Annotated in this window: 23 protein-coding genes; 17 read left to right on the top strand and 6 right to left on the bottom strand. The window is 55.9% G+C overall.

From position 1 onward, the window contains the following. Positions 1 to 1,101, top strand: a complete 1,101-nt coding sequence (locus tag MRBBS_RS02725; protein ID WP_014869906.1) for an anhydro-N-acetylmuramic acid kinase — start codon at positions 1 to 3, stop codon at positions 1,099 to 1,101. 68 nt (positions 1,102 to 1,169) lie between these two features. On the opposite strand, the gene erpA is transcribed toward MRBBS_RS02725, so the two are convergent. The 3 genes from erpA to argC all read right to left on the bottom strand — a co-directional run bounded on the left by erpA (position 1,170) and on the right by argC (position 3,446). Continuing rightward, positions 1,170 to 1,523 (bottom strand): iron-sulfur cluster insertion protein ErpA, encoded by a 354-nt coding sequence (erpA, locus tag MRBBS_RS02720; RefSeq protein WP_014869905.1) that lies wholly within the window; start codon positions 1,521 to 1,523, stop codon positions 1,170 to 1,172. 111 nt (positions 1,524 to 1,634) lie between these two features. Continuing rightward, on the bottom strand, positions 1,635 to 2,306 hold the full coding sequence (locus MRBBS_RS02715) for a DUF6776 family protein (protein ID WP_050996693.1): 672 nt from the start codon (positions 2,304 to 2,306) through the stop codon (positions 1,635 to 1,637). Between the two features lie 102 nt (positions 2,307 to 2,408). After that, on the bottom strand, positions 2,409 to 3,446 hold the full coding sequence (gene argC, locus MRBBS_RS02710) for an N-acetyl-gamma-glutamyl-phosphate reductase (protein WP_014869903.1): 1,038 nt from the start codon (positions 3,444 to 3,446) through the stop codon (positions 2,409 to 2,411). A 177-nt stretch (positions 3,447 to 3,623) separates the two neighbouring features. Between argC and MRBBS_RS02700 the strand changes: the two genes are divergently transcribed. The 5 genes from MRBBS_RS02700 (at position 3,624) to hemL (ending at position 8,609) form a co-directional block, all read left to right on the top strand. Beyond that, positions 3,624 to 5,399 carry a chloride channel protein gene (locus MRBBS_RS02700; RefSeq protein ID WP_050996575.1) on the top strand — a complete coding sequence of 592 codons (1,776 nt, stop codon included), beginning with the start codon at positions 3,624 to 3,626 and terminating at the stop codon, positions 5,397 to 5,399. 2 nt (positions 5,400 to 5,401) lie between these two features. After that, positions 5,402 to 5,824 carry a protoporphyrinogen oxidase HemJ gene (hemJ, locus tag MRBBS_RS02695; protein ID WP_014869901.1) on the top strand — a complete coding sequence of 141 codons (423 nt, stop codon included), beginning with the start codon at positions 5,402 to 5,404 and terminating at the stop codon, positions 5,822 to 5,824. A 79-nt stretch (positions 5,825 to 5,903) separates the two neighbouring features. Further along, positions 5,904 to 6,665, top strand: a complete 762-nt coding sequence (gene thiD / locus MRBBS_RS02690) for a bifunctional hydroxymethylpyrimidine kinase/phosphomethylpyrimidine kinase (protein WP_041635043.1) — start codon at positions 5,904 to 5,906, stop codon at positions 6,663 to 6,665. Next, positions 6,653 to 7,315, top strand: coding sequence for a thiamine phosphate synthase (gene thiE / locus MRBBS_RS02685; RefSeq protein WP_014869899.1), 663 nt, complete (start codon positions 6,653 to 6,655; stop codon positions 7,313 to 7,315). The genes thiD and thiE overlap by 13 nt, the downstream gene beginning before the upstream one ends. Before the next feature lie 13 nt (positions 7,316 to 7,328). Beyond that, the gene (gene hemL, locus MRBBS_RS02680; RefSeq protein ID WP_014869898.1) at positions 7,329 to 8,609 is read left to right on the top strand and encodes a glutamate-1-semialdehyde 2,1-aminomutase; all 1,281 of its coding nucleotides are present in this window, start codon (positions 7,329 to 7,331) and stop codon (positions 8,607 to 8,609) included. 96 nt (positions 8,610 to 8,705) lie between these two features. Here the strand turns inward: hemL and MRBBS_RS02675 are convergent, their stop codons facing one another. Together MRBBS_RS02675 and mrcB are read right to left on the bottom strand one after the other, a co-directional pair. After that, positions 8,706 to 9,290: a tetratricopeptide repeat protein gene (locus MRBBS_RS02675; RefSeq protein ID WP_014869897.1), complete on the bottom strand. Its 585-nt coding sequence runs from the start codon at positions 9,288 to 9,290 to the stop codon at positions 8,706 to 8,708. Then, positions 9,287 to 11,617 (bottom strand): penicillin-binding protein 1B, encoded by a 2,331-nt coding sequence (gene mrcB, locus MRBBS_RS02670; protein ID WP_014869896.1) that lies wholly within the window; start codon positions 11,615 to 11,617, stop codon positions 9,287 to 9,289. Before mrcB ends, MRBBS_RS02675 begins: the two co-directional genes overlap by 4 nt. A gap of 193 nt (positions 11,618 to 11,810) precedes the next feature. Here mrcB and MRBBS_RS02665 point away from each other — a divergent pair, with 193 nt between their 5' ends. Both MRBBS_RS02665 and MRBBS_RS02660 read left to right on the top strand, forming a co-directional pair. After that, positions 11,811 to 13,397 carry an AAA family ATPase gene (locus MRBBS_RS02665; protein WP_014869895.1) on the top strand — a complete coding sequence of 529 codons (1,587 nt, stop codon included), beginning with the start codon at positions 11,811 to 11,813 and terminating at the stop codon, positions 13,395 to 13,397. 75 nt (positions 13,398 to 13,472) lie between these two features. After that, the gene (locus MRBBS_RS02660; RefSeq protein ID WP_014869894.1) at positions 13,473 to 13,829 is read left to right on the top strand and encodes a pentapeptide repeat-containing protein; all 357 of its coding nucleotides are present in this window, start codon (positions 13,473 to 13,475) and stop codon (positions 13,827 to 13,829) included. A 49-nt stretch (positions 13,830 to 13,878) separates the two neighbouring features. On the opposite strand, the gene sfsA is transcribed toward MRBBS_RS02660, so the two are convergent. Further along, positions 13,879 to 14,610 (bottom strand): DNA/RNA nuclease SfsA, encoded by a 732-nt coding sequence (gene sfsA / locus MRBBS_RS02655; RefSeq protein ID WP_014869893.1) that lies wholly within the window; start codon positions 14,608 to 14,610, stop codon positions 13,879 to 13,881. Positions 14,611 to 14,795: 185 nt separating this feature from the next. Between sfsA and dksA the strand changes: the two genes are divergently transcribed. From dksA to panC, 9 genes are all read left to right on the top strand, one after another. Further along, positions 14,796 to 15,236, top strand: coding sequence for an RNA polymerase-binding protein DksA (gene dksA, locus MRBBS_RS02650; RefSeq protein WP_007350197.1), 441 nt, complete (start codon positions 14,796 to 14,798; stop codon positions 15,234 to 15,236). Positions 15,237 to 15,293: 57 nt separating this feature from the next. Continuing rightward, the gene (gene gluQRS, locus MRBBS_RS02645; RefSeq protein ID WP_014869892.1) at positions 15,294 to 16,202 is read left to right on the top strand and encodes a tRNA glutamyl-Q(34) synthetase GluQRS; all 909 of its coding nucleotides are present in this window, start codon (positions 15,294 to 15,296) and stop codon (positions 16,200 to 16,202) included. Between the two features lie 72 nt (positions 16,203 to 16,274). Beyond that, the gene (locus MRBBS_RS19605) at positions 16,275 to 16,451 is read left to right on the top strand and encodes a hypothetical protein (RefSeq protein ID WP_014869891.1); all 177 of its coding nucleotides are present in this window, start codon (positions 16,275 to 16,277) and stop codon (positions 16,449 to 16,451) included. Continuing rightward, positions 16,441 to 19,422: an ATP-binding protein gene (locus tag MRBBS_RS02635; protein ID WP_014869890.1), complete on the top strand. Its 2,982-nt coding sequence runs from the start codon at positions 16,441 to 16,443 to the stop codon at positions 19,420 to 19,422. Before MRBBS_RS19605 ends, MRBBS_RS02635 begins: the two co-directional genes overlap by 11 nt. A 7-nt stretch (positions 19,423 to 19,429) precedes the next feature. Continuing rightward, positions 19,430 to 20,833 (top strand): sigma-54-dependent transcriptional regulator, encoded by a 1,404-nt coding sequence (locus MRBBS_RS02630; protein WP_014869889.1) that lies wholly within the window; start codon positions 19,430 to 19,432, stop codon positions 20,831 to 20,833. Positions 20,834 to 21,533: 700 nt separating this feature from the next. Further along, entirely contained in the window at positions 21,534 to 22,895 is a 1,362-nt protein-coding gene (gene pcnB / locus MRBBS_RS02625; protein ID WP_014869887.1) for a polynucleotide adenylyltransferase PcnB, read from the top strand. Between the two features lie 2 nt (positions 22,896 to 22,897). Then, positions 22,898 to 23,401: a 2-amino-4-hydroxy-6-hydroxymethyldihydropteridine diphosphokinase gene (gene folK, locus MRBBS_RS02620; RefSeq protein WP_014869886.1), complete on the top strand. Its 504-nt coding sequence runs from the start codon at positions 22,898 to 22,900 to the stop codon at positions 23,399 to 23,401. A 115-nt stretch (positions 23,402 to 23,516) separates the two neighbouring features. Beyond that, a complete protein-coding gene (gene panB, locus MRBBS_RS02615; RefSeq protein ID WP_014869885.1) occupies positions 23,517 to 24,311 on the top strand; it encodes a 3-methyl-2-oxobutanoate hydroxymethyltransferase in 795 nt (264 codons plus the stop codon). Next, positions 24,308 to 25,156, top strand: coding sequence for a pantoate--beta-alanine ligase (panC, locus tag MRBBS_RS02610; RefSeq protein ID WP_014869884.1), 849 nt, complete (start codon positions 24,308 to 24,310; stop codon positions 25,154 to 25,156). Before panB ends, panC begins: the two co-directional genes overlap by 4 nt. Positions 25,157 to 25,222: the final 66 nt, after the last annotated feature.

Below are 25,222 nucleotides of genomic sequence, written 5' to 3'. Positions count from 1 at the left end.
ATGACCGCCTGGATAGGGCTGATGTCAGGCACCAGCATGGACGGTATAGACGCCGTGCTGGTGTCATTTGAAACCAACACCATAGAATTTCACGCCCGCCACACCCTGGCCTACCCCGCCGAACTTCGAGCCAGGCTAGAACTGGCCGCCCAGAATCACGCGACACCCGATGAGTTGGGTGAGCTGGATACACTGACGGGCCAGTTGTTTGCCAAGGCTGCAAACATCGTTATTCAGCAATCCGGCATACCTTTAGAGAGTGTTGGCGCGGTGGGTAGTCATGGCCAAACAATACGCCACCAGCCTAGCGGTAGCGCGCCATTTTCCCTGCAAATTGCTAACCCAAACATCATCGCCGAGTGCACCGGAGTCGCGACCGTTGCCGATTTTCGTCGCCGCGACATGGCCGCTGGTGGGCAAGGCGCGCCGCTGATGCCACTGTTTCACCAGTCATTCTTCAGCAGCGTAAAGGAAGACCGCTGCATCATCAATTTGGGTGGCATTGCTAATATTACCTGGCTACCGAGAGCTGGAACAGGAAGCGTTTACGGCTTTGATACAGGCCCAGCCAATGCCCTGTTAGATGCTTGGTGTGCCGACCAGACTGGCCGTCATTTTGACTGTGATGGCCGCTTAGCCAAAGAAGGTATTGTCAACGAGGCGCTGCTTGGCGATCTGTTTACTGACGCCTACTTTGCAAGCCCGGCACCAAAAAGTACCGGCAAAGAACGTTTTAATCTAGGCTGGATAAAAGCTCGGCTGCAACGTTACCCAGACTTACTTGCCTCTGATGTGCAGCGCACACTGTTACAGCTTACGGTGCTCAGTATTGCTCAGCAGATGCCACAATCGGCGGCGTTTACGGTGTATGTGTGTGGCGGCGGGGCACTGAACCCTGTGTTGATGCGCGAACTTGCTCGGGCGCTTAGCCCGGCTGAGGTATACAGCACTGAGGAACTGGGACTCGACCCGCAATGGGTCGAACCCGCAGGATTTGCTTGGTTGGCTCGTCGCACCGTTCTGGGCCTGAGTGGCAATCTGCCAGAAGTGACCGGCGCCAGCGGGCCGAGAGTGTTGGGTGCCATCTACCCGGCCGGATGAATGCCGCGTTCCGACAGCTCATCACGCAATGCTAGCGGCCAGTAAACAACGCCAACAGTCAGTTAGATTTAGATGGAGAAGGAACTGCCGCAGCCGCAAGTGGAGCTGGCGTTGGGGTTGTTCACCACAAACTGTGATCCCTGTAGACCTTCCAGATAATCGACTGTAGAACCTACCAGGTACTGATAACTCATCGGGTCTACCAGTAGTTTCACGCCGTCACGCTCGATAATTGTGTCTTCATCGTCTTGGGCGTCATCGAATGAAAACCCATACTGAAAGCCAGAACACCCCCCACCGGTTACATATACCCGCAACTTGAGGTCGGCGTTGCCTTCTTCATCAATAAGCTCTTTGGCTTTGGCCGCCGCACTGTTACTGAAAAACAGCGGGGCTGATACCTGTTGCTGAACTACGCTCAAGTTCCCCTCCGGAATGTTGGCTGAATTTTAATGATTATCGTATTCCTGACTAAAACAATCAACTATTACCAGAGCGCAAATATTGCGCAGCGCGATACCTCTGCCCGCGGGCTAGTTCGCCACCAGTTTGCTCCATAAAAAAGTACGCTGGACCTTTACGGTTTCTTTACCTTTTGGCTGCGCTACTACTCGCACCTCCAGAGGCTCAAACCCATCGGGCAACGTGAGTGAGCCCTTAATGTCCTGAAAATAGCGAAAGCGGAACTTAATACCCACATCATCAATCTGTGGCGATACATCACGCAGCGGGATTGCCTCTGCACTATCACCGGTCTGGCCCAACAGATTCACGGCTACCACACCCGACTGATAGAGTTTGTTGTTACCAACCTGGATCAGCACCAGCCGAAAATTGAAACCGCCTTCGGGGGTTTTATCAATACTCAGGCGGTCAATCTGTAAGCCTTTGGCCACGCTTGCCGGAGCCATGATTTTTTTATAAAAACCCAGGTCCAAACGTAACTGGGCATTGCTGGTTTCCAGCGCCACAAGGCTCTGCCGAGCCTGGCTCAAAGCTTGTTCGTCAATTGCCCGCCCACGCTCCAAACTTATTTTTTGCTGCCGGGCTGCCTGATACTGTTTGCGTAGCTCTGTCGCAGACGCTTCTAACTGGTCACGCTCAACTTCAACCTGGCCCAAACGCGCACCTTCACTACCAATGCCGTACTGCACACCGGCCCAGTAGCCGCCGGCCAAAAACGTCCCGCAAATTAGCGCCAACATCAACCAGCGCCAGCCAACACCTGCAGTTTTGGTTGTTTGAAGGGCGGAGTTAACCACCCTTGAGCACCACGCCAGCAGCTCGTTTTAAAGCGGTTGCCGCGCTCATGGCAGCATGGCTGGCGCTTCCAGGCCCATGGTTTCGGGCAGGCCAAACATGACGTTCATATTCTGTACGGCCTGACCGGCAGCACCCTTCACCAGATTATCAATCACCGAGGTAACAATAACCACGCTGCTGTTTTCCTGGCGGTGCAGCGCCATGCGGCAGTGATTCGCGCCGCGCACACTGCGGGTTTCCGGGTGACTGCCAAACGGCATTACATCCACAAAGGGCTCGTCGCGATAACGCTCTTCGTACAATTCCTGCAGCCGGTCAAAATCGCCTACGTTATGCAATTCAGCGTAAAGCGTTGCCTCTATGCCGCGAATCATCGGCACCAAGTGCGGCACAAATGTAACGCCCACCGCGGTGCCTGCGGCCTGGCTTAGGCCTTGGCGAATTTCCGGCAGGTGGCGATGACCAGACGCGCCATAGGCCTTGAAACTTTCACCCACCTCGCCATGCAACATACCCACGCTGGCCTGACGGCCCGCACCACTCGAGCCCGATTTGGCGTCGGCAATTAAGCGGGAGCTGTCTACCAGCTTGTTTTCCAGCAAAGGCAGAAAACCCAATTGCACCGCAGTAGGATAACAACCGGGGTTAGCCACCAGCTGGGCACCATGGAGTTCACTGCGCACCACTTCGGGCAGACCGTAAACGGCTTTTTCCGCCCACTCTGGACTCTCGTGAGGCATCCCATACCACTTCGCCCACACGTCCAGATTTTTCAAGCGAAAATCGGCCGACAAGTCCACAACGCGCACGCCCGCTGCCATTAACTCCGGCACCATTCGCATGGCTACACCGTGTGGCGTGGCAAAAAACACCAGATCGCATTGGCAAAGTACGGCAACATCGGGTTCTGAAAACGCCAGATCAAAGTGGCCGCGCAGATTTGGGTAAAGATCAGAAACGAGGATACCGGCTTCCGAACGCGAGGTAATACAATGCAATTGTGCCTGGGGATGCACCGCCAGAACCCTCAGCAATTCAACGCCGGTGTATCCGGTGCCACCTACAATACCTACTTTAATCACGTTTAAGCTCCCACTCGTCTGTTTCCTGAAATTGCATTTTTAGACAATATTCTATCATGATAAGCCACCCCCTTATTGCAGCCCTGACAGGGGTGGCTACAATACCCAAGACAATCTGCGCCGGATTAGTACCGGCATGAGAATCATCAACCGGCTCAGGCCCTGCATGCACCCCTTATGATCCGTTCCGCACGCCCGCTAATGGCGAAAATGAAAGCCAGTTTCCGGCGCCGGTTATCCGGGGCAGACGCGCTACCTCAACTTGCCGTGCTGGGCCTGCTGTCCGGGTTAGTGACCGGCGTGGTGATACTGCTATTCCGACAGGCGATCGAATGGCCGCTAGGTTACTTTTTGCCAGGTGATAGTTTCGAATCTTTCGAGCAACTGCACATTATCACTCGCGGACTGCTGCCACTCGCCGGCGCTCTAACGTTGGGCTTAATGCTGCATCGCTTGGCGATTCACGACCGCAAAGTCGGCATTGTTCATGTGATGGAGCGCCTGAATTATCATCAAGGGTATATTTCCCTGCGCAGCGCCATTGTGCAGTTTGTGTGCGGGGTACTGACCGTTGTCAGTGGCCAGTCGGCGGGCCGCGAGGGCCCTGCGGTGCATTTGGGCGCGGCTTTTTCGAGCCTGATGGGCCAATGGATGCGACTACCCAACAACAGCATTCGTACCCTGGTTGCCTGTGGCTGTGCGGCCGCCATCTCGGCCTCGTTCAACACGCCCATTTCCGGTGTAATCTTCGCGATGGAAGTGGTGATGATGGAATACACAATGGCTGGATTCACCCCTATTATTCTAGCCGCGGTGAGCGCAGCCGTGGTGAACCAGATGGTGTACAGCTCCGAGCCCGCCTTCAGTGTGCCAGCGCTGACCATGAATTCATTGTTGGAAATACCCTGGATTCTGGTGATCGCCGTCATCATTGGTGTGGCAGCCGCCATGTTTATCAAGCTGGTGGATGTGATGGGCCGTTTTCATCAACGCCCGGTGCTGCTGCGCCTGTGTGTGGCTGGGCTATTGATGATGCCCTTTGCTCTGCTGATTCCGCAGACCATGGGCATTGGCTACGACACTGTTAATGATACTATTCACGGTCAGCTGGGGTTCTGGCTGCTACTGGCCGCAGGGATGGCCAAGCTGTTGATTACCTCTACAACCATAGGCCTGGGAATGCCCAGCGGGGTGATTGGCCCCACGGTCTTTATGGGCGCCACCCTGGGCGGCGCCATGGGTTTGATTGGCGCAAAAATTGCGCCAGAACTGGCATCATCGGTGGGTTTTTACGCCATGTTGGGCATGGGCGCCATGATGGGCGCCGTATTACAGGCGCCGCTTGCGGCACTGATGGCCTTGATGGAGTTAACCCGTAACCCCAACATTATCCTGCCAGGAATGCTGATCATTACCACGTCGAGCTTGGTCACCAGCGAAGCGTTTGGCTGTAAATCACTATTTTTGACCATTCTCAAGTCTCAGGGCCTAAGCTATCACAACTCTCCGGTCATTCAGGCATTGCGGCGGGTATCGGTGGCGGCCATCATGGATAAGAGTATCGTCCGTATTCAGCGCAGGCTGACGCCTGAGCAAGCCCGCAAGATTCTGAAATCCGAGCCAAAATGGCTGGTGATTGACGGCAGCAACGGACCAACGTCGCTGATGCCGGCGGTAGATCTGGCACGTTTTCTGGAGGACAGTGAAAAACGGCTGAAAACCGAAGACCAGCCCCTGCCCGAGCAGATTGACCTGATGAACATACCGGCAAATCGTCGCGATCTGGCGCCGGTGCAATATCAGGCCACGCTTGAAGAGGCATTGAATGAATTTGATAACAGCAGCGCAGAAGCTCTGTATGTTCAGCGTCACGTGGCGCCAATGATCTTGAGAATTCATGGCGTTGTGCTGAAATCAGATATAGAAAGTTACTATCAATATCGGCGGAGTTAAGCATGCTTTGGGTAAAGGCTTTTCACATAATTTCGATGGTGTGCTGGTTTGCCGGCATTTTTTACCTTCCGCGACTGTTCGTTTACCACGCGGCCTGCGAAGACGAACCGGGCCGCGAGCGCTTCAAAATCATGGAGCGCAAGCTGTATCGCGGAATTACCATGCCGGCTATGATCGCCACCCTATTTTTTGGTGTATGGCTAGTCAGTTATAGCGTGTCTGGCTACTTCAGCCAAGGCTGGTTTCACGTCAAACTCGTACTAGTGGCGCTATTGATCGTTTATCACTTTTACTGTGGCCACTTGGTCAAAGTGTTTCGCGACGATCGCAACACCCGAAGCCACGTGTTTTACCGCTGGTTTAACGAAGTGCCCGTATTTGTGCTGCTGGCAGTGGTTATTCTTGCGGTCGTGCGGCCATTCTAGGCCGCCACTACACTATGATTCCCAACAACAATCTCAATGCAAGGAGAAAGCCATCAAACTCCGCAGCCGTCCTCAAGTATTGATTTTGTCAGGGCTGGACCCCTCCGGTGGTGCCGGTGTGCAAGCTGACATTCAGTCTGTTACTTCTCTGGGCTGTCATCCACTGCCAGTGCTGACTTGCCTAACCGTGCAAGACACCCGCAACGTTTATGCTGCGGAGCCGATTAACGCCGATTTGATTCGTCGTCAACTTCAATGCCTGGCGGGCGACACCCCAATTCACGCCATAAAAACCGGCGCTTTAGGTAATGCTGACGTGGTGGACGTACTGGTAGAATTTGTCCGCAAGCACCCGCACATACCACTGATTGTAGACCCTGTGATCAAAGCCGCCGGCGGCGGTGATCTGGCAGACTCGAACCTTATTAACGCAATGCTAACGCGCCTATTCCCTTTAGCGGAAATGATAACGCCCAATGGCGTGGAACTGGAATTGCTGACCGGCGAACCTGATCCGCAAAAAGCCGCCGCAAAGCTCCAGCTGGCTGGCTGCGGTGACGTGCTGGCCACCGGTGGCCACGGCACCGGTGAAACCATCATCAATGTGCTGTACCGCCGTGATGCCGAGCCCCAGCGTTGGCATATCGAGCGTATTGGTGGCGAATATCATGGCACCGGTTGCACGCTGGCATCCTCTATCGCTGCAGGCCGTGCCTGCGGCCTGTCACAGCGCGCCGCTATCGCGCAGGCGCAGAACTACGTGCATCGTGCCATCCTTCAGGCGCTGAAAGTGGGTGAGGGGCAACCTGTGCCCGATCGAGGGATTCTATGGGAACATTAACGCTGAAACCCGGTTTGTATGCCATTACCGACGGCCACCTAACCCCTGGTGATACACTAATAGCGGCGGTCGAAGCCGCCCTGGAAGGTGGCGCAGTACTGGTCCAATACCGTGAGAAACACTTGCCGGCAGCAGAACAGCTACGCCAGGCCAGCGCTCTGCAATCCGCCTGCAGCAATGCAGGTGTACCGTTACTGATTAATGACAACATCGAGCTGGCCCTGCGGGTGCAAGCAGCCGGCGTGCACCTGGGCCAAGGCGATACCGCCTTGGCAGACGCTCGGCGCCTACTCGGTGAACAGGCCATTATTGGCATTACCTGCCACGCCGACTTGGCGTTGGCGCAAGCCGCCTGCGCGCAAGGTGCAAATTATCTGGCCTTTGGCCGGTTTTATCCATCAACCACAAAACCCAACGCTTCCGCGGCTGACACGCAGGTCCTGGGACTGGCCAAACAGTTCAAGCTTCCGGTAACCGCCATTGGCGGCATTACTTTGCGCAACGCCGAACCCTTGGTTCAGGCTGGCGCCGATTTGCTGGCGGTAGCCGGTGGGCTTTTCAGCACCGACATGGATGCCACTGCAAAACGTGCCCGCGAATTTAGCCGGCTGTTTGTCCAACATCGTTCTCAATTTTTTCAAAGCACTTAGCAGGAGCCCAGACATGACGCATTCCGAAACCCTGTTCGAAGAGGCCCAGAAATACATTCCTGGTGGAGTTAACTCCCCGGTACGGGCTTTTCGCGGTGTTGGCGGTACGCCTATTTTTTTCAAACGTGCCCAGGGCGCGTATCTTTACGATGAAGACGATCGCCGTTACATCGATTACATCGGCTCTTGGGGACCAATGATTATTGGCCATTCCAACCCGCTTATAAAAGAAGCTTTGCACGCGCAGATTGAAAAAGGCATAGGATACGGCGCACCAACCGCCATCGAAACCGAGATGGCCAAAAAAGTGTGCGAACTGGTACCGTCCATCGAACTGGTCCGCATGGTGAACTCCGGCACCGAAGCCACCATGAGCGCGCTGCGCCTGGCCCGCGGCTACACCGGCCGCGACAAAGTGGTCAAATTTGAGGGTTGCTACCACGGCCACGTTGATTCACTGCTAGTGAAAGCCGGTTCCGGCGCGCTGACCCTGGGCCTGCCTAATTCTCCTGGTGTACCCGCTTGCCTGGCCGAACTCACCCTGACCCTGAACTTCAACGATATTGATGACGTGCGCGAAACCTTCCGCGCCATAGGCCACGAGATCGCGGCCATTATTGTAGAGCCGGTAGCCGGCAACATGAACTGCATTCCACCGGTTCCGGGGTTTCTGGAAGGCCTGCGCGAGATCTGCGACGAATACGGCACAGTGTTGATCTTTGACGAAGTGATGACCGGTTTCCGGGTGTCACTGGGCGGCGCCCAGGGTTTGTTCGGCGTAACCCCAGACCTGACGGCGCTGGGCAAAGTGATCGGTGGCGGCTTACCGGTAGGTGCTTTCGGCGGCAAACGCGAAATCATGGAGCACATTGCGCCTTTGGGCCCGGTTTACCAAGCGGGCACTTTGAGCGGTAATCCGCTGGCGATGACCGCTGGCCTAGCCACACTGAACGCGATTTCCGAACCCGGATTTCACGACGCACTGACCCTTAAGACTGAAAAGATCTGCGCTGGCCTGAAGGCAGCAGCCGACGAGGCAGGTATTCCGCTGGCGGTACAAGGTGCCGGTGCTATGTTTGGCTTCTTCTTCAGCAAAGAATCGTCTGTCACTCGCTTTGACCAGGTAATGGAGTGCGATATTGAACGCTTCAAGAAGTTTTTTCAGGGCATGCTGGCCGAAGGCATTTACCTGGCGCCGTCGGCTTTCGAAGCCGGCTTTACCAGCGCTGCCATTTCCGATGAGGACATTGAGTTCACTCTGAACGCGGCACGCAAGGTATTTGCAACGCTTTAAAATGTTGTGACGACGTTGCCCCAAACAAAAAGGCCACTGCTAAACGCAGTGGCCTTTTTTTCTATCCGCTTTTCTCGATCTACCGTTTTGCCTGACTTACAGGCTAGCGGCGCGGCTTTCGGCCTGCTGCGCACCGGCCACATTGCCCCGAGCTCTGCGAATATCGGCCAACAGTAACCAACCTGAACGCTGCAGGCGCTCATCACGCCCCGCCAGCGACAGACCCTTGAGGCTAAACTGTTCAGCACTGCCAAGCTGGCCGGTCATCACATAAGCTTCGGACAGTTTGAAATACACCGCAGCAGAACGCGGTGCAATGCGCTGCGCCCGTTCCAGACGGATAATCGCCGCCGCCCCATTACCCTGTGCCATCAGGGTATCGGCCTCTTTTACCAGGCCCGCTGCCGCAGCAGGCATCTGGTCACCAGCTTCGCGGTACCCGGGCACGACTGTTTGCTGTTGTGATTTCTGTTCAAGCGGCTGTTCGCTTTTGCGCCATACCTGCGGTTCATCGGCTGGCTTGGCGGTGCCGTCGGTCAGTGGCGGTTTAGGCGTCTGTGTTCGCTCTCCGGCAGGCACGTAAATACCACCACCTGGTCCGCTGGCACAGCCCGCCAGTAACAAAACGGCACAAACAACGGCGCTGCGAAACGGCTGTGTTCTCATCTGCACTCTCATCATTGAAACAATCCTTCAAACCAACCACGGATTTTTTGTGGCAGAGCGCCAGCACAGGTGATTGTCTGCTTTGGCTCGCTGCCGATGATAAACGGCATTAGTCGCGCATTCTCGCATTGTTCATCGGTTAACGCCTGCTGTTGTACATTGACCCAATGGTATTGCACGCCGTCGGGTAACACCGGCGTGAAACTGTTTTGCGGCACCTGAGCCATGAACTTCGACCACACCGGCAAGGCTCCACTGGCCCCCGTTAACGGGGTAGCGCCGTTGTCGTCTCGCCCTACCCAGACGACCGCCAGCAAGTCGCCGCTAAAGCCGGCGAACCAGGCATCGCGGCCGTCATCGGTGGTGCCTGTCTTACCGGCCAACGCCAAAGCGCGGGGTACAGTGTTATAGGCCGAGCGGCCAGTGCCCTCCTGCATGGTTTCCTGCATGGCGTATTGCAGCAGATGCACTGCGGCCGGGTCGGCCACCTGATTCACCTGCAAACTGTAGCGACTAAGCGGTTCGCCGCCCGCGTCGGTCACTTCTCGAATGGTGCGTAGGGGGGTGTTAAACCCTGACGTCGCCAGGCCCTGGTATATCTGCGCCACATTCACCGGCGTCATCGCTACAGCGCCCAACAGCATAGACGGATAGTCGGAAATAGCCGAGTCGGTGCCAAACGCCTGCAGCGTGGATTTCACCTCGGCCAACCCAATGTCCAGACCCACCCGAACCACCGGCAGGTTATAGGATTTAGACAACGCCTGATGCAAGGGTACTTCGCCCCGTTCCAGACCGTCGTAGTTTTTTGGCTGCCATACCGTGCCATTCTCGAATTTCAGGGTGAAGCGTGTGTCCTGCAACGGAGTAATCAGCGTGTAACGCTGTGGCTGTGACAGCGCGGCCAGGTACACAAAGGGCTTCACCAATGAACCAATCTGGCGGCTGGCATCCAGTGCTCGATTAAAACCGGCGTAACGCGGGTCACGCCCGCCGACCAGAGCCAGCACTTCGCCGCTGTCTTTCGCTGTCACTACCAACGCCGACTCCAGCGCTTTATCGTCCAAGCGTGCCAGAGTTTCCGTTACCGCCTTCTCAGCAGCCACCTGCATAGCGGGGTTAAAGGTTGTAAAAACTCGCAGGCCTTCGCTGCGTAAGTCCTCTTCTTTGTAATCCCGTGCCAGGTGGCGGCGAACCAGGTCGATATAAGCCGGGTAGCGATTCTGTGAAAAAGACGCTTTGTCACTCACGCCCAAAGGCAAAGACCGGGCACGCTGCGCGTCGGCTTCACCCAACAGGCCCACCTGCTGCATTTGGTCCAGCACCAGGTTGCGCCTTGCCGTGGCACGTTGCGGATGGCGACGAGGGTTGTAATAACTTGGCCCCTTGACCATACCAATCAATAGCGCTAATTGGTGGGGCAGTAAATCCTCTAGTGCCTCGGCAAAATAAAACTGGCTGGCCAGACCGAAACCGTTAATGCTGCGTGCACCCGCCTGGCCTAGATACACCTCGTTAAGATAGGTCTCCAGAATGTCGCTCTTGCTGTAGTGCAGTTCCAGCAGAATCGACATCAAAGCCTCGTTACCCTTGCGCAGCAGGGTTTGCTCGCGGGTCAAAAAAAAGTTTTTCACCAGCTGCTGAGTGAGCGTACTTCCACCCTGAACAATACCGCCTGCACGAACGTTCGCCAGCATGGCGCGGGCAATCGACAGCGGCGCAATACCGTTGTGGTCATAAAAACGGCGGTCTTCCACCGCCATCAGCGCAGCCGGCAGCAACTCTGGCAATTTATCCAGCTGTACTAAAATTCGGTCTTCTTGATGCGCCGGATAAATACCACCAATTTGCGCCGGTTCCAGACGCACAATCGCGCTATCCGGGCCTTTAACAACCTGTAAGTTCTGAACTTGGTCACTCGCTATACTCAGAGCCAAGTGCCGCCGCGGCTCTTTGCCATCTGGAAAATTAAAGCCGCGACTGCTGATCAGAAAGCGTCCGCCGCTGCGCTGATAGCTGCCCGAGCGTGAACCATCGCCTTTGTGGAAGCCCGCCAGTGCCAGCTCCTGCTCTAGCGCAGCGGCACTTACCGGAGCACCGATGTAAAGTTCCAGCGGCCGGGCGTAAACCCGCGATGGCACCTCGAAGCGGCGACCCTCAAAACGTGATGTGACCTGCGCATCCAGATACACCATCCAGCCCGCCAACAAGAATAGGCCAAGCAGCGCCAGACGCAGTAAAATACGCCAGAAACCCTTGCGGCGGGACTGTGCGGCGGCGGGCTGCTTACGGGGAGCCGGTTTTTTGCGACCGGGCTTGCGGATCTTATCGGTATTTTTCATGGCGGCAGTATAACGAACGCTCTGGTGCCTAGTGTGACTAATTGGTAAACCTACCGACCCTCTGAGGGGCTTGCGAATTCGCCAGACAAGACACTAGCCTTCGCAGTAGGCCAGTTGTGTGTTATTTCCGTAATCTAGCCCTTATGATGTCACATAAACAATTAACGGGTTCAAGCAACACGAGGAAAACACTTTGAGCGATTCGCCTGCGAACACACTGGTTCAAGCTTTACAAAATCCGGCTTTGTACGACCATCCGGTTCACCAGTTTCAGGTTATCGAAACTCACATTTCCCAGGTTGTTCTGACCGGTGAGTTTGCCTACAAAATCAAGAAGCCGATGGACTTTGGCTTCCTCGACTTTTCCACCTTGCCGCGGCGCAAGCATTTCTGCGAAGAAGAGCTCCGGCTGAACCGGCGCCTGGCAGCACCTTTGTATCTGCAGGTCATCCCCATTACCGGCACGCCACAAAATCCGGTGCTGGGTGGCAGCGGGGAAGCCTTTGAGTACGTTTTGAAAATGCGCCAGTTCCGCCAGGACGATCTGTTCGATCGCCAGCAGGAACGGGGCGAACTGGAGTCAGGCCGTCTGGCGACGCTGGCTCAACAAGCAGCGAAGTTTCACGACAGCCTACCACCGGTTGACCCCGCAAGCCCGCTGGGAGCGCCCGACGCGGTCTACGCCGCCATGCAGGAGAATTTTGACCAGATTCGGCCGCTGCTGAGCAATGCCAGCCAGCGTGCACAGCTGGACAATCTGGAAATCTGGACCCGCACCACCTTCGAACGCCATCAGCCACTGATTGCTGCACGCCACCAACAAGGCCTGGTGCGTGAATGCCATGGTGATCTGCATCTGGCGAACATCACTCTGTATAACGATCAGGTAACGGTGTTCGACTGCATCGAGTTCAACGAGCCGTTCCGCTGGATTGACGTTATTAACGATCTGGCATTTCTGCTGATGGACCTGGAATCCCGCGGCGAAACCGCCAAAGCCAACTTGGTGTTGAACACCTACTTGGAATATCGCGACGATTTTGAGGCGCTGCCTCTGCTGCCGCTTTACAAAGCTTACCGGGCAATAGTGCGAGCGAAGATTGCGCTGTTCACTATGGGTAATCCGTCCTTGGGCGACAATGAAAAAGAAGAGCTGATGCAGCGCTATAACGCCTACGCTCAGCTTGCAGAAGATTACAGCAGCATTCCTAACCGCTACTTTATTGCCACCGTCGGCTTATCCGCAAGTGGCAAAACCTGTGTCAGTGCCGCTTTGGCTGGCGAACTGGGTCTTATTCGGCTGCGATCGGACGTTGAACGCAAACGTCTGCATGGGCTGGCGCCGCTGGACCGCAGTCAGTCGGATACCGGGGGCAACCTGTACTCCGTCGAAGCCAACACAAAAACTTATGAGCGCTTGGCGAAGCTTGCCAGCGGGCTGCTTGCTGCGGGCTTCCCGGTTATAGCCGACACTGCCTGTCTGAAAGAACAGGAGCGCGCGCTGTTTGCCGCTGTTGCGGAAAGCCAGGGAGTGCCCTTTGCGCTGATTCACTGCGAAGCGCCAGAGGGGCTGCGAAAAGAATGGGTACGCAAACGCAAAGACGACGCATCGGAAGCCACAGAAGCATTGCTGGATGCCCAGAAAGACTGGTTTGAGCCCCTGACAGCTGAAGAGAAAACCTATACCGCCCACCTTCGTACCGATCAGGAACATGTGGCAGAAGCCGTTGCAGACCGAATTCGACAGCATTTTGGGCTGACCCCCCAAGTAAGTTCCTGACGCTACCAGGGCCAAAACGGACTGGATAAACGATACTCGTTATAGAACCGGAACAGAACGCTACGAGGAAACATCATGCCAACCAACGCCGTGCATCACATTAAAGACCCGCTCTACGAAACGCTTCGCACGGAGGATATTAGCGCCTTCAATGCAAAAAAATTAACCCGGGGCGACCTGCCCAGTTTTTCACATGGGGATTTCAGAGGGCTGGACTTGCGTGGTATGGATACCACGGGGCTCGACATGAGCCACGCCTATTTTCGAGGCGCGGACCTGAGGGGTATAGATTTCAGTCACTCAAACCTGGAAGGAGCCAGTATTGCAGGTGCCAAGATTTCTGGTAGCTTTTTTCCTGACCGGCTTCAAGCGAGTGAGATTTTGATGTCTCTGAACCACGGCACGCGAATGCGCTACAGCACAGGCACGTAACAAGCAGGCGCGTGAAGCTGGACTGTTGAACTGAACCGGACGTCAGACGTCAGACGTCAAGAATAACCGGCACCGGTTCGGTTAAAGTGATCTCGCCGGACGGGCAACCGTCTTCGTTGGCCAGGTTTGCCCGGTAGGCGATGATCTCTACGCCTACATCACAGGCTTTTCGCAGCAGCTGGCCGTAATGCTGGTCTATATGATCTGCCGGCCGCACCGTTTCGATAGCCGTGTGATTCACCACAAAAAACAGCACCGCACGATCACCCAGCGAAACCTGAGCCATAAGCTCTCGCAAGTGCTTTTGCCCGCGAGTTGTCACGGCGTCTGGAAAGAAGCCCTGACCGTTGTCCTCAAGCGTTACGTTTTTCACTTCCACCCAGGCATCTGGCCTCGCTTCATGCCCGGAAAGTAACAGATCAATCCGGCTTTTTTCTTCGCCATATTTTACTTCTGGGCGGCAATGGCTATATCCAGTCAGCTCACTGATACGGCCCGCTTCAATCGCCTCGCGGGCCTGGGAGTTCGGTCTTGCCGTATTTATACAGGCCAGGGTGCCAGGAACCGTTTCAACAAGTTCCCAGGTATACGGCAACTTGCGCGCAGGGTTATCGCTGCGACTCAGCCACACCCTTCCATTCGCCGGTTGACAGCCCAGCATGCTGCCAGTGTTCGGGCAATGGGCGGTCACCTCGCTGCCATCGGCCAGTCGCACATCGGCCAAAAAGCGTTTGTAGCGGCGAACAAGCAGCCCCTCTAGCAACGGTTGTTCAAACTTCATGCATACCTCTGAGTCATATGTATTGCAGCAAAGCTGGCACCCCCGCAACTTATCTGCTATTTTCCGCCAAATCCCATTTCAGTGCGAATGCTTTATAATCCAGGTTTTATACCGCACAGCCACGGGGGCTGACGCGAAAGGAAGCAAAGCGTTCTTGTAGCAGTACTCACAAGAGGCCGGTTTCAATGACCAACAAAACAGCCAATTCAAGCGAAAACTTCACCAACTTCACTCCTTACGAAATGAAAAAGGGTGAAGAATACATGAGCGCGGACATGCTTGAACACTTCAAAGGCCTGCTACTGAAGTGGAAGCAGGAGCTGATGGAAGAAGTGGATCGCACCATGCACCACATGCAGGAAGATGCTGCCAACTACGCAGACCCCAGTGACAGGGCTACCCAAGAGGAAGAGTTCAGCTTGGAACTGCGCACCCGTGACCGCGAGCGCAAATTGATTAAGAAGATCGACAAAACCGTTGATCGCATTGATAAAGACGATTACGGCTTCTGCGACCAGTGCGGTGTAGAAATAGGCGCCCGCCGGCTTGAAGCCCGGCCCACTGCCACACTGTGCATCGATTGCAAAACATTGGCGGAAATCCGCGAGCGCCAGACCGGCATCTGACCTGTCTACCAACCTGTCAAAACTGCGCCGGATGCTATTGCACCGGCGTAATTTACCATGACGCCTGACGTTTCCTACCGCGGCCGCTTTGCTCCATCGCCCACCGGCCCGCTGCACTTCGGTTCACTGGTGAGCGCATTGGCCAGCTACCTGGAGGCAAAGCACCACCAGGGCCAATGGCTGGTGCGCATTGAAGATCTGGACCCATTACGCCATCCGGTAGACGCGACACCCCGAATACTCCACAGCCTGAGCGCCCACGGCTTGATTGGCGATGAACCTGTGCGCTACCAATCCCAACGCTATAGGGCTTACCGCGCCGCTGCTGAAACCCTGGTGGAAACCGGGCACGCCTATTTTTGCCGCTGTTCACGCAAACAGCTGAAGGCCAACCAGGGTCAACACCCCAACCATTGCCGCAACCATTACCTCAACCCAAGTGTGTCCAACGAACACCCCTGGCCGCCCGGCGACTGCGCCCTGCGCTTTGCTTTGCGCAGCCAACGCTGCCGCTGGACCGACCAGCTACTGGGTGAACAGCAACAGAGCCTGCAGGCAGAAACAGACGACCCGGTGATACTGCGTAAAGAAGGCTTCTACGCTTATCAATTGGCCGTAGTGGTTGACGATATCGACCAAGCCATAAGCCACGTAGTGCGCGGTTCAGACCTGCGCACCATGACCGCCGCCCAGCACCAGATGTTTCAGGCGCTGGGTGCCGTCGTGCCACAGTTTTTGCACATTCCTGTGATACGCAACCAGCAAGGCCAAAAGCTGAGCAAACAGAACCACGCCCCGGCGCTGGACGACGCCAATGCCAGCGCAAATCTACTGGCCGCGCTAAACGCTTTAGGCCAACAACCGCCAGCGCAACTTGCCCAGCAACCACCCGCCACCGTTCTTGCCTGGGGCCACGCCCACTGGCAGCGCAGCGCGATTCCTGTGCCAGCCGCCCAGCACTGGTAGCCCGCCATTTCTGACAGCAGCGCCGCGATCGTGTTATAAAGCCATGAATCCACAGCGGCACGGTTACTCTAGATGTATATCTATCGTCTGGTTTTTTTGCTGGTCCTGGCGATTTACGTCTTCTCTCCCAACATCCTAGACTGGTGGATATCGTCTGGCAGTGCCTGGTATAGCCCCTATCTGATCTGGGCCGGACTGATTGCCATTGGCATATGGTTGGAATGGCGGCGTGATCCCAATGAATTTTAGTGCAGCCGGGCTGCTGCTGGTCAGCATTGCCTACCTGAGCTTGCTGTTCGGCATCGCCTGGATATCAGAGCGCGGTTTGCTGCCACGCAAGCTGGTGCGCCACCCGCTCATTTACGTGCTTAGTCTGGGCGTTTACGCCGGTATTTGGTCGGTGTATGCATCGGTGGGTGCGGCGGCGGAAACCGGTTACGGCTTTCTTGCCTACTATGTGGGCATCAGCGGTGCATTTTTGTTGGCGCCGGTGTTACTGAATCCGTACATGCGTATTGGGCGGGCATATCAGCTAAGCTCGTTGGCTGACCTTTTTGCCTATCGTTACCGCAGTCAATGGGCGGGCACTTTGGTCACGCTGTGTTCTGGCGCAGCCATTCTAGCTCTGTTGAGCATGCAAATTCAGGCCGTCACCAGTTCTGCCAGCATTCTTGCTCCCGATGTGTCGCCTAACGTTATTAGCGCTCTGTTCAGCGCAACCGTGGTGTTGTTCGCCATTTTGTTTGGCACCCGCCGCAACGCCCACGCCAGCAACCATCGTGGGCTGGTAGTTGCCATCGCCTTTGATTCGTTGGTCAAGCTGCTGGCACTGTTACTATTGGGCGGCATCATTCTGTTCTCTGTGTTTGGCGGCCCAGACGCCCTTCAGCTCTGGCTGGACCAAAACCAGACACCCGTCGTTGACATGGCTATGAGTATCGACGACGCCAGTTGGCGGGCGGTTATGCTGATGTCTTTCGCGTCGGTACTGGTACTGCCCCACATGTACCACATGATTTTCAGCGAGAATCCGTCTCCGGCGTCGCTGGCCAAAGCCAGTTGGGGCCTCCCCTTGTACTTGTTGCTACTGGGCCTGCCGATACCGCTGATTCTTTGGGGCGGCCAGGAGCTTGGGGTAACCACCGCGGCCAATTACTACAGCATTGGTATTGGCCAGGCCTTGGGCAGCCCCGCGTTAACGCTGATGATGTACATTGCAGGCCTCTCTGCCGCCAGCGGTTTAATGATTGTAAGCACCCTGGCACTTGCGGGCATGGCCCTGAATCACATTGTACTGCCGTTAAAAACGCCCAAAGATCGGACCGACATCTACCGCTGGCTGCAATGGGTCAAGCGGCTGCTGATTGCTCTGATCCTGTTTCTGGCTCTGATGTTTCATGAAACCCTGGGCAAAAATCTGCAGCTGTCGATTCTTGGCGCAATCTCTCTCACCGGTACCTTGCAGCTGTTACCCGGCGCCCTGGGAGTCATCTTCTGGCCCGAGGGCAATCGCCGCGGCCTGATCGCCGGCATGCTGACCGGGCTGGCAATCTGGGTGACCACCCTGATGCTCCCCTTTTCCGGCGCTGCAAACCTGCTGGTATGGCTGGACAGCCCGATAGTGCCGAACGCCGGTAACTGGCATCTTTTTATGTTCCTCAGTCTCGGCGCCAACGTCGTGATGTTCGTGGTGGTGTCTGTGCTTAGCTCCAGCAATAGTGAAGAACGCAGCGCCGCCCAGGCCTGCTCGCTCGGAGCCTTGTCGCGGCCGCAGCGGCGCGAATTGCTGGCCACATCGTCTGCAGACTTTGTCCGCCAACTCAGCGATCCTCTGGGACAAGATGGTGCCCAGCGCGAGGTGGAACGCGCACTGTTACAACTGAAACTACCCGAAGTAGAGTACCGTCCTTATCAGCTAAGGCGCCTGCGAGACCAAGTGGAAGCCAATCTGTCGGGCCTGATGGGGCCGGAAATCGCCCGCGATATGGTTAAACGCCATTTGGGGTTCAAACCCATGCAGCGCGCAGCCCAGGATATTCGATACGTGGAAGGCGCCTTGGGCGACTATCAGAACCGGCTCACCGGGTTAGCAGGTGAGCTTGACAACCTGCGCCGGCATTATCGGCAGACCCTGTTAAATCTGCCCATACCCGCCTGTTCAGTGGGTGAAGATGGCGAAATCCTGATGTGGAATCAGACCATGGAGCGCCTGACCGGCATCAGCGCCGATGAAGTGGTTGGCGCGCGCCTGGCCACCTTACCGCCACACTGGCACCAGCTTCTGGACGACTTTAACCGGGGCGAGGACGTGCACCGCTACAAACACCGCCTGGATTTGCGTGGCCAGCCGCACTGGCTGAACTTGCACAAAGCCGCGCTGAGCGGACCCGACCATGCCGAAAGCGGCAGCATTATTATGGTGGAAGACCAAACCGAGATTCGCTTGCTGGAAGACGAGCTGATGCACAGCGAACGGCTTGCTTCAGTGGGCCGGCTGGCTGCTGGTGTCGCCCACGAGATCGGCAACCCGGTTACCGGCATTTCTTCGTTAGCGCAAAATCTACGACTGGAAACCGATAACCCGGACATTCTCGACACCGCCGACCAGATTCAGCAGCAAACCCGGCGCATCTCGAATATTCTGCAGTCGTTGATGAATTTCGCCCGCTCCGGCAATCACGCTCCCGCCAATCGCTACGAACCGGTACAAATACGCCGCTGCGTGCAGGAGTCCATTGATTTATTATCGTTGAGCGACCAGGGGCTGGGCATTTCGTACCTCAACGCCTGTCCGCCAGAACTGTTCATTCTGGGAGATGAACAGCGGCTGGTGCAGGTGTTTGTAAACCTGCTGACCAACGCCCGTGACGCCTCGCCAGATGGCGGCGAAGTGCGGGTGATTGGTGAGGCCGATGGCTACTCAGCTATCATTGAAGTCATCGACCAGGGAAGCGGTATCGCCGCCGACAAGCTTGATCACATTTTCGAGCCGTTTTACACCACCAAACCCACCAATAAAGGCACAGGTCTTGGTCTTGCACTGGTTTACAGTATTGTTGAAGAGCACTATGGCAACATTCAGGCGGAGAGCCCGGCTAAGGGTCCGGCTCAGCTTAACGCTGCAGACAGCCCCAACCCGGGCACCTGCATTCGTCTGAAGCTGCCTGCTTACGAGCCCGAAGACACACCCGCTGCCTACAGCCAGAATCAAAGGTCCTAGCACAGATATGCCCCGTATCCTGATTGTTGAAGATGAACACATCATTCGCTCCGCAGTCCGCAAGATGCTTACTCACGCCGGCTACGACGTCACCGACGCAGGCTCAGTGGAGGAAGCCGAAGAACACGACCTGGGCAGTTTCGATCTGATCATATCCGATCTGCGATTGCCCGGTGCTCCGGGCACCGAATTGATCCGACGCGCGCCGGCAACGCCGGTGCTGATTATGACCAGCTACGCCAGCCTGCGCTCCGCCGTTGACTCGATGAAGCTAGGTGCCGTGGAGTACATCGCCAAGCCTTTTGATCACGACGAAATGCTGGCGCTCGTAACCACCATTCTGGAGCGCAGATCCACGCTCGCGGCAGCGGATGACAGCAGCGCCGTGACCGCTAAAACAACACATCAAGCAGCAGACTCAGACCCAGCCAGCATCATGTTTGGTCAGTGTGAACCGATGCAGCGGGTGTTCACCCTGATTCGTAAAGTCGCACCCACCGGAACCACAGTGCTTATTCAGGGTGAGTCCGGCACCGGCAAAGAACTGGCGGCCCGCGCCCTGCACTTGCTGAGCCCACGGGCGGCGGCGCCACTGATTTCCGTTAACTGCGCCGCCATCCCCGAAAGCCTGATTGAGTCAGAACTGTTCGGCCACGAAAAAGGCGCGTTCACCGGCGCCGTCAACGCCCGCACCGGGCTTATTGAGGCGGCCAACGGCGGCAGTCTGTTTCTGGATGAAATAGGCGAATTGCCCGCCGAAGCTCAAGCCAGACTGCTGCGAGTTTTACAAGAAGGCGAAATCCGTAAGGTGGGTTCTACCCAGAGCATCAAAGTTAACGTTCGCATGCTGGCAGCCACCCACCGCAATTTGAAAGCGATGACCCGCAGCGGCGAATTCCGTGAAGATTTGTTCTATCGCCTGAACGTAATGCAGGTGCGTATTCCCCCTCTACGCGATCGCCAGGGAGATATTCTGATACTGGCGCTGCGCTTTTTAAAGCGCCAAGGTGCCAAAATGGGCAAACCCGATTTGCAGTTCAGCACAGACGCCGTGCGCACCATAGAGCGGCATCGCTGGCCGGGAAACGTGCGAGAGCTGGAAAATGCCATTGAGCGGGCCACTATTTTATGTGACTCCGAACTGATCACCCCCGCACTGCTGGATCTGAACGGCGACAGCGACTACATCCCCGAAACCCTGGTGGCCGGTAACAACGAGCAAACCCATGTCCAAGGTGCAGGCAGCCAAGGAGATCTATCGCTGGAAGATTACTTTCAACACTTCGTACTGGAGAACCAAGACCGCATGAGTGAAACCGAATTGGCCCAAAAACTGGGTATCAGTCGTAAATCTTTATGGGAGAGGCGACAGCGCCTTGGGATTCCGCGCAAAAAAACATCTGGCAGCTGACCTCGGCCGCTGCAGACCATTTTAATTTGTGTTACCGACTGTTTCCTCTGGTAACACTTTCCCCGCCATTTATGACCTACCGGTAACACTTTCCCCAAATACGGGGTAACACCTACCCCCACGAAAACACCAAGCTGCTGTTTATCATCGTATTTATAAAACTGGCACGACAGCTGCTTTATATATGGGGCACGACAACAAAAACAAGACGTGACAATGCAGCAAACCAACAAAAACAATAAACAGCTGCGGGAAGCGCTCGGTAACAAAAATAATAACAGAGCGCGAGCGAATTGAGTGTTTTGGATGCCTTGCTTTTTAGCGGTCCCTTAGCTTGTGAAGGTTGTTGAAGCAGATAAGAATCGTGAACTAAACGACGCTGCCGATACGCAAGGCTTGAATAAAGCTGTTGACCACTCTAAGTATTCAAAGCTTTCTGTTTGTTTGAAATACCCCGATATTGGGGCTTACGGTGGGACACAATAAATAAGAAGAATCCCAGTAATAATAAAAATAATTTAGATCGTCAGATTTTAGTGGGCGGGTTCGTGTAAGCGAATCCGCCCTTTAATTTATGGGCCCAGGTTAATGCCCGGGCATGGGCAAACCATAGCAATCCACAGCAAACGTGTGCAAAAGCGGCGCAAACCGTTAGACTCTTTGTTTTTGCTCATCGCCGCTATGGCCGCAACGGATTTCAATGCCTAAAAGACTCGTCGACAAACTGCGCTCGTTCATGCCCGGCAGCTCCCGGAAAAAACCCCTTGGCTATCAGAGGAGGGACATTTCACGGGACCAGCACAGTGTTTCCCGCACGGCCATCAGTGAGCCCGCCAAAAAAGTGTTGCATCGCCTCAACAAAGCGGGCTACGAAGCCTACTTGGTGGGCGGCGGCGTGCGCGACATACTGCTCAGTGGCCAACCCAAAGATTTCGACATTGCGACCGATGCAACGCCTGAAGAAGTGCACGAACTGTTTCGCAACTCGCGCCTGATCGGGCGCAGGTTTCGCATTGTGCACGTGGTCTTCGGTCGCGAGGTCATCGAGGTGACAACCTTCCGCGGCAATGCCAATCCCGCCGACGATGACGATGACGATCGCAAAACCAGCGAACACGGGCAACTGCTGCGCGACAATGTCTACGGTAACCTCGAAGAGGATGCGCTGCGCCGGGATTTCACCATCAATGCCCTTTATTATTGCATCCGCGATTTCAGTGTTATTGACTTCGCAAATGGCATTGATGACCTGAACAACCGCCAAATGCGATTGATTGGTGACCCGGAGACCCGTTACCGGGAAGATCCTGTGCGCATGCTGCGCGCCATTCGTTTCGCCGCCAAACTCGATTTTGCCATCGAGCCGGCCACCGAGGCCCCCATTCGCGAGCTGGCACCGCTGCTGACCCACATTCCCGCGGCTCGACTGTTTGACGAAGTGCTAAAGCTGTTTTCCGCCGGTTATGGCGAAGCAACCTTTGACAAACTGCGCCACTACGATTTGCTAGCACCGCTCTTTCCCGACACCGCCAGTGCACTGGCGGCCGGTGAACCCGACGAGTTAATTCGCCAAGCGCTGCGCAACACTGACGCACGCATAGCCCAAGGCAAGTCGGTCACCCCGTATTTCCTGTTCGCCGCTATGCTATGGCCTGCGCTGCAAGCCGAATGGCGCCGATGTCAAGACAACGGCGATCCGGTACAGCCGGCTCTGCACAGTGCGATCTCCAAAGTGATTGGCCGCCAGGTACAGGCAACGTCTATCCCCAAGCGCTTTTCCGGGCCCATGAAGGAAATCTGGGAACTGCAGATGCGCCTGCCACGGCGACAGGGTAAACGCGCACTGATCACCTTAGGGCATCCGCGTTTTCGCGCCGCCTATGATTTCTTATTGGTGCGTGAGAGCGCCGGCGAGATTGAGCCCGGTCTGGGTCAGTGGTGGACACAGTTTCAGCGCCTGGACGAACGCGCCCAGGAACGCATGATTACAGATCTTGACAGCGGTGAAGCCAAACCTCGCAAGCGCCGGCGTAAACCGGTTAAGCGGCCGCCGCAGGATTGATGATGACCGACGTATTTGTTGGCCTGGGTAGCAACTTGGCAGACCCGGCTGCGCAGCTGGGTCGGGCCATTGCAGAACTGGCAGCGTTACCGAACACTACGCTGGTTGCTCAATCTCCATTTTACGCCAGCAAACCGGTAGGCCCTCAGGCCCAGCCAGATTATGTCAACGGTGCGGCATGGCTGAGTACCAGCCTGAAGCCTCACGTACTGCTAAACCATTTGCAGAATATTGAACGGGCCCACGGCCGCGAGCGCCTGCAACACTGGGGGCCACGCACGCTGGACTTAGACGTGCTGCTATACGGCCAGCAAACGCTAAACGATGACCGCCTGACAGTACCCCACGCACAACTGTCGCAGCGGGACTTTGCCCTGCAACCCCTACTGGACTTAAACCCGAAACTGACCCTACCCGACGGCACCGCATTAGCACTGCTGCGCCAGCAGTGCCCTGATAACCAGTTACGCAAACTGCCCCTAGTCGCTAGAAACGATCACGCCTAAACGCCCGAAATTTGCTAGTGTTAGGGTTGGGATGACACTGTTTCAGCAGCAGATGCAATTGTGGACACCCGGCATAGCCGGTATTTAGACCAACCATCGCAAAGGCAAGGAATTTATGGCCGTTACCATCAACACACTGCGGGAATACAAACAGCGCGGCGAAGCATTTTCCGCGCTGACCTCCTACGATGCCACCTTTGCCCAGCTGGTCAGCGAAGCCGGCGTAGACGTCATTTTAATAGGAGACTCGCTTGGCATGGTACTGCAGGGCAACGACAGCACCCTGCCTGTCACCATGGATCAAATGGTGTATCACGTCAGCTGCGTCGCCAAAGGCAATCGCGGCTCGCTGGTGATGGCCGACATGCCATTTATGAGCTACGGCACCACCGAAGCCGCGCTGGAAAACGCGGCAAAGTTGATGCGTGCCGGCGCCCACATGGTCAAACTGGAAGGCACCGGCTGGATGCGAGATACCATTCAGGCGCTCAGCGAACGCGGCGTTCCAGTTTGCGCGCACTTAGGCCTGACACCGCAATTCGTCAACAAGTTCGGCGGCTATAAAGTGCAAGGGCGCGACGAAAAGGCAGCAGACCTGATGGTTGAACACGCCTGCGAGCTGGAGGCCGCCGGCGCCGATGTTATTCTGTTGGAATGCGTGCCCGCCGCTCTGGCTGCACGCATCGCAAAAGCCGTCAAGGCACCGGTGATCGGCATTGGCGCCGGCGCCGACACCGACGGCCAAGTGCTGGTGGTACACGACATGCTTGGCATGACCCCCGGCCGCAAACCGCGCTTTGTGAAAAACTTTTTGGCTGAAAACGGTTCCGTTACCAACGCTCTGGCAGCCTACGCCAAAGCCGTTAGCGAGCGCACATTCCCCGCAGAGGAGCACACGTTCAAAGCATGAGAACTGTCAACACCGTTAAAGAGCTGCGCGCCATGGTGCGCAGCTGGCGTCAGCAAGGTAAAACCATCGCTCTGGTGCCCACCATGGGCAACTTGCACGAAGGTCACCTGTCCTTGGTTCGCAAAGCCGCAGAAGCCGCAGACATTGTGATAACCAGCATTTTTGTGAACCCCATGCAGTTTGGTGCCAGCGAAGATCTCGACAGCTACCCCCGCACCCTGATGGAAGACCAGAGCATGCTGGCGGGAGCTGGTAACACGCTGCTGTTTACGCCTTCCGCCGCGGACATTTATCCGGCTGGTCTGGCTCATCAGACCAAAGTAATGGTGTCTGACATCAGCGAAGGCCACTGCGGTGCCAGCCGGCCTGGCCACTTTGACGGCGTGGCCACCGTTGTCACTATGTTGCTAAACATGGTGCAACCGGATTTTGCTCTGTTTGGCGAAAAAGACCTGCAGCAGTTAACGATTATTCGCAAGCTAGTGCGCGACCTGATGTTGCCGGTCGAAATTATTGGCGTCGCCATCGTGCGCGACCGCGACGGCTTGGCAAAAAGTTCCCGTAATGGCTATCTCAGCATTGAAGACCGGGCACTTGCGCCGGCTCTATACAAGATTCTCCAGACCATTGAAAAAGACCTGCAATCTGGTGACACCCACTTTGCACGCCTGTCCGAACACGCGAAAACAGAACTGCTGAATGCGGGTTTGCGACCCGACTACGTTAACATTGTTAACAGCCAGACCCTGAAGCCAGCAACCGCCGATGATCGCGAGCTCGCCATTCTGGCCGCAGTGTTTCTGGGCACTACCCGGCTCATCGACAATATTTCACTGATCCGCTGACCGGCTCCGCCCTGTTACGGAAGACTCTGTGCCCGGCGACCCAAGCGCTGGCCATTTTGAGAAGGA

The organism is Marinobacter sp. BSs20148 (assembly GCF_000283275.1).
Lineage (GTDB): Bacteria > Pseudomonadota > Gammaproteobacteria > Pseudomonadales > Oleiphilaceae > Marinobacter > Marinobacter psychrophilus.
Note: the sequence above shows the minus strand (reverse complement) of the source record. Positions and strands in the feature narration are given on the sequence as shown.

What these genes read in the sequence shown, in the direction of transcription:
- MRBBS_RS02725 (WP_014869906.1), top strand. Translation starts at nt 1, where the DNA reads ATGACCGCCTGGATAGGGCTGATGTCAGGCACCAGCATGGACGGTATA.
- MRBBS_RS02715 (WP_050996693.1), bottom strand. Translation starts at nt 2,306, where the DNA reads ATGTTGGCGCTAATTTGCGGGACGTTTTTGGCCGGCGGCTACTGGGCC.
- MRBBS_RS02700 (WP_050996575.1), top strand. Translation starts at nt 3,624, where the DNA reads ATGATCCGTTCCGCACGCCCGCTAATGGCGAAAATGAAAGCCAGTTTC.
- hemJ (WP_014869901.1), top strand. Translation starts at nt 5,402, where the DNA reads ATGCTTTGGGTAAAGGCTTTTCACATAATTTCGATGGTGTGCTGGTTT.
- thiE (WP_014869899.1), top strand. Translation starts at nt 6,653, where the DNA reads ATGGGAACATTAACGCTGAAACCCGGTTTGTATGCCATTACCGACGGC.
- hemL (WP_014869898.1), top strand. Translation starts at nt 7,329, where the DNA reads ATGACGCATTCCGAAACCCTGTTCGAAGAGGCCCAGAAATACATTCCT.
- MRBBS_RS02675 (WP_014869897.1), bottom strand. Translation starts at nt 9,290, where the DNA reads ATGATGAGAGTGCAGATGAGAACACAGCCGTTTCGCAGCGCCGTTGTT.
- mrcB (WP_014869896.1), bottom strand. Translation starts at nt 11,617, where the DNA reads ATGAAAAATACCGATAAGATCCGCAAGCCCGGTCGCAAAAAACCGGCT.
- MRBBS_RS02660 (WP_014869894.1), top strand. Translation starts at nt 13,473, where the DNA reads ATGCCAACCAACGCCGTGCATCACATTAAAGACCCGCTCTACGAAACG.
- sfsA (WP_014869893.1), bottom strand. Translation starts at nt 14,610, where the DNA reads ATGAAGTTTGAACAACCGTTGCTAGAGGGGCTGCTTGTTCGCCGCTAC.
- dksA (WP_007350197.1), top strand. Translation starts at nt 14,796, where the DNA reads ATGACCAACAAAACAGCCAATTCAAGCGAAAACTTCACCAACTTCACT.
- gluQRS (WP_014869892.1), top strand. Translation starts at nt 15,294, where the DNA reads ATGACGCCTGACGTTTCCTACCGCGGCCGCTTTGCTCCATCGCCCACC.
- MRBBS_RS19605 (WP_014869891.1), top strand. Translation starts at nt 16,275, where the DNA reads ATGTATATCTATCGTCTGGTTTTTTTGCTGGTCCTGGCGATTTACGTC.
- MRBBS_RS02635 (WP_014869890.1), top strand. Translation starts at nt 16,441, where the DNA reads ATGAATTTTAGTGCAGCCGGGCTGCTGCTGGTCAGCATTGCCTACCTG.
- MRBBS_RS02630 (WP_014869889.1), top strand. Translation starts at nt 19,430, where the DNA reads ATGCCCCGTATCCTGATTGTTGAAGATGAACACATCATTCGCTCCGCA.
- pcnB (WP_014869887.1), top strand. Translation starts at nt 21,534, where the DNA reads ATGCCTAAAAGACTCGTCGACAAACTGCGCTCGTTCATGCCCGGCAGC.
- folK (WP_014869886.1), top strand. Translation starts at nt 22,898, where the DNA reads ATGACCGACGTATTTGTTGGCCTGGGTAGCAACTTGGCAGACCCGGCT.
- panB (WP_014869885.1), top strand. Translation starts at nt 23,517, where the DNA reads ATGGCCGTTACCATCAACACACTGCGGGAATACAAACAGCGCGGCGAA.
- panC (WP_014869884.1), top strand. Translation starts at nt 24,308, where the DNA reads ATGAGAACTGTCAACACCGTTAAAGAGCTGCGCGCCATGGTGCGCAGC.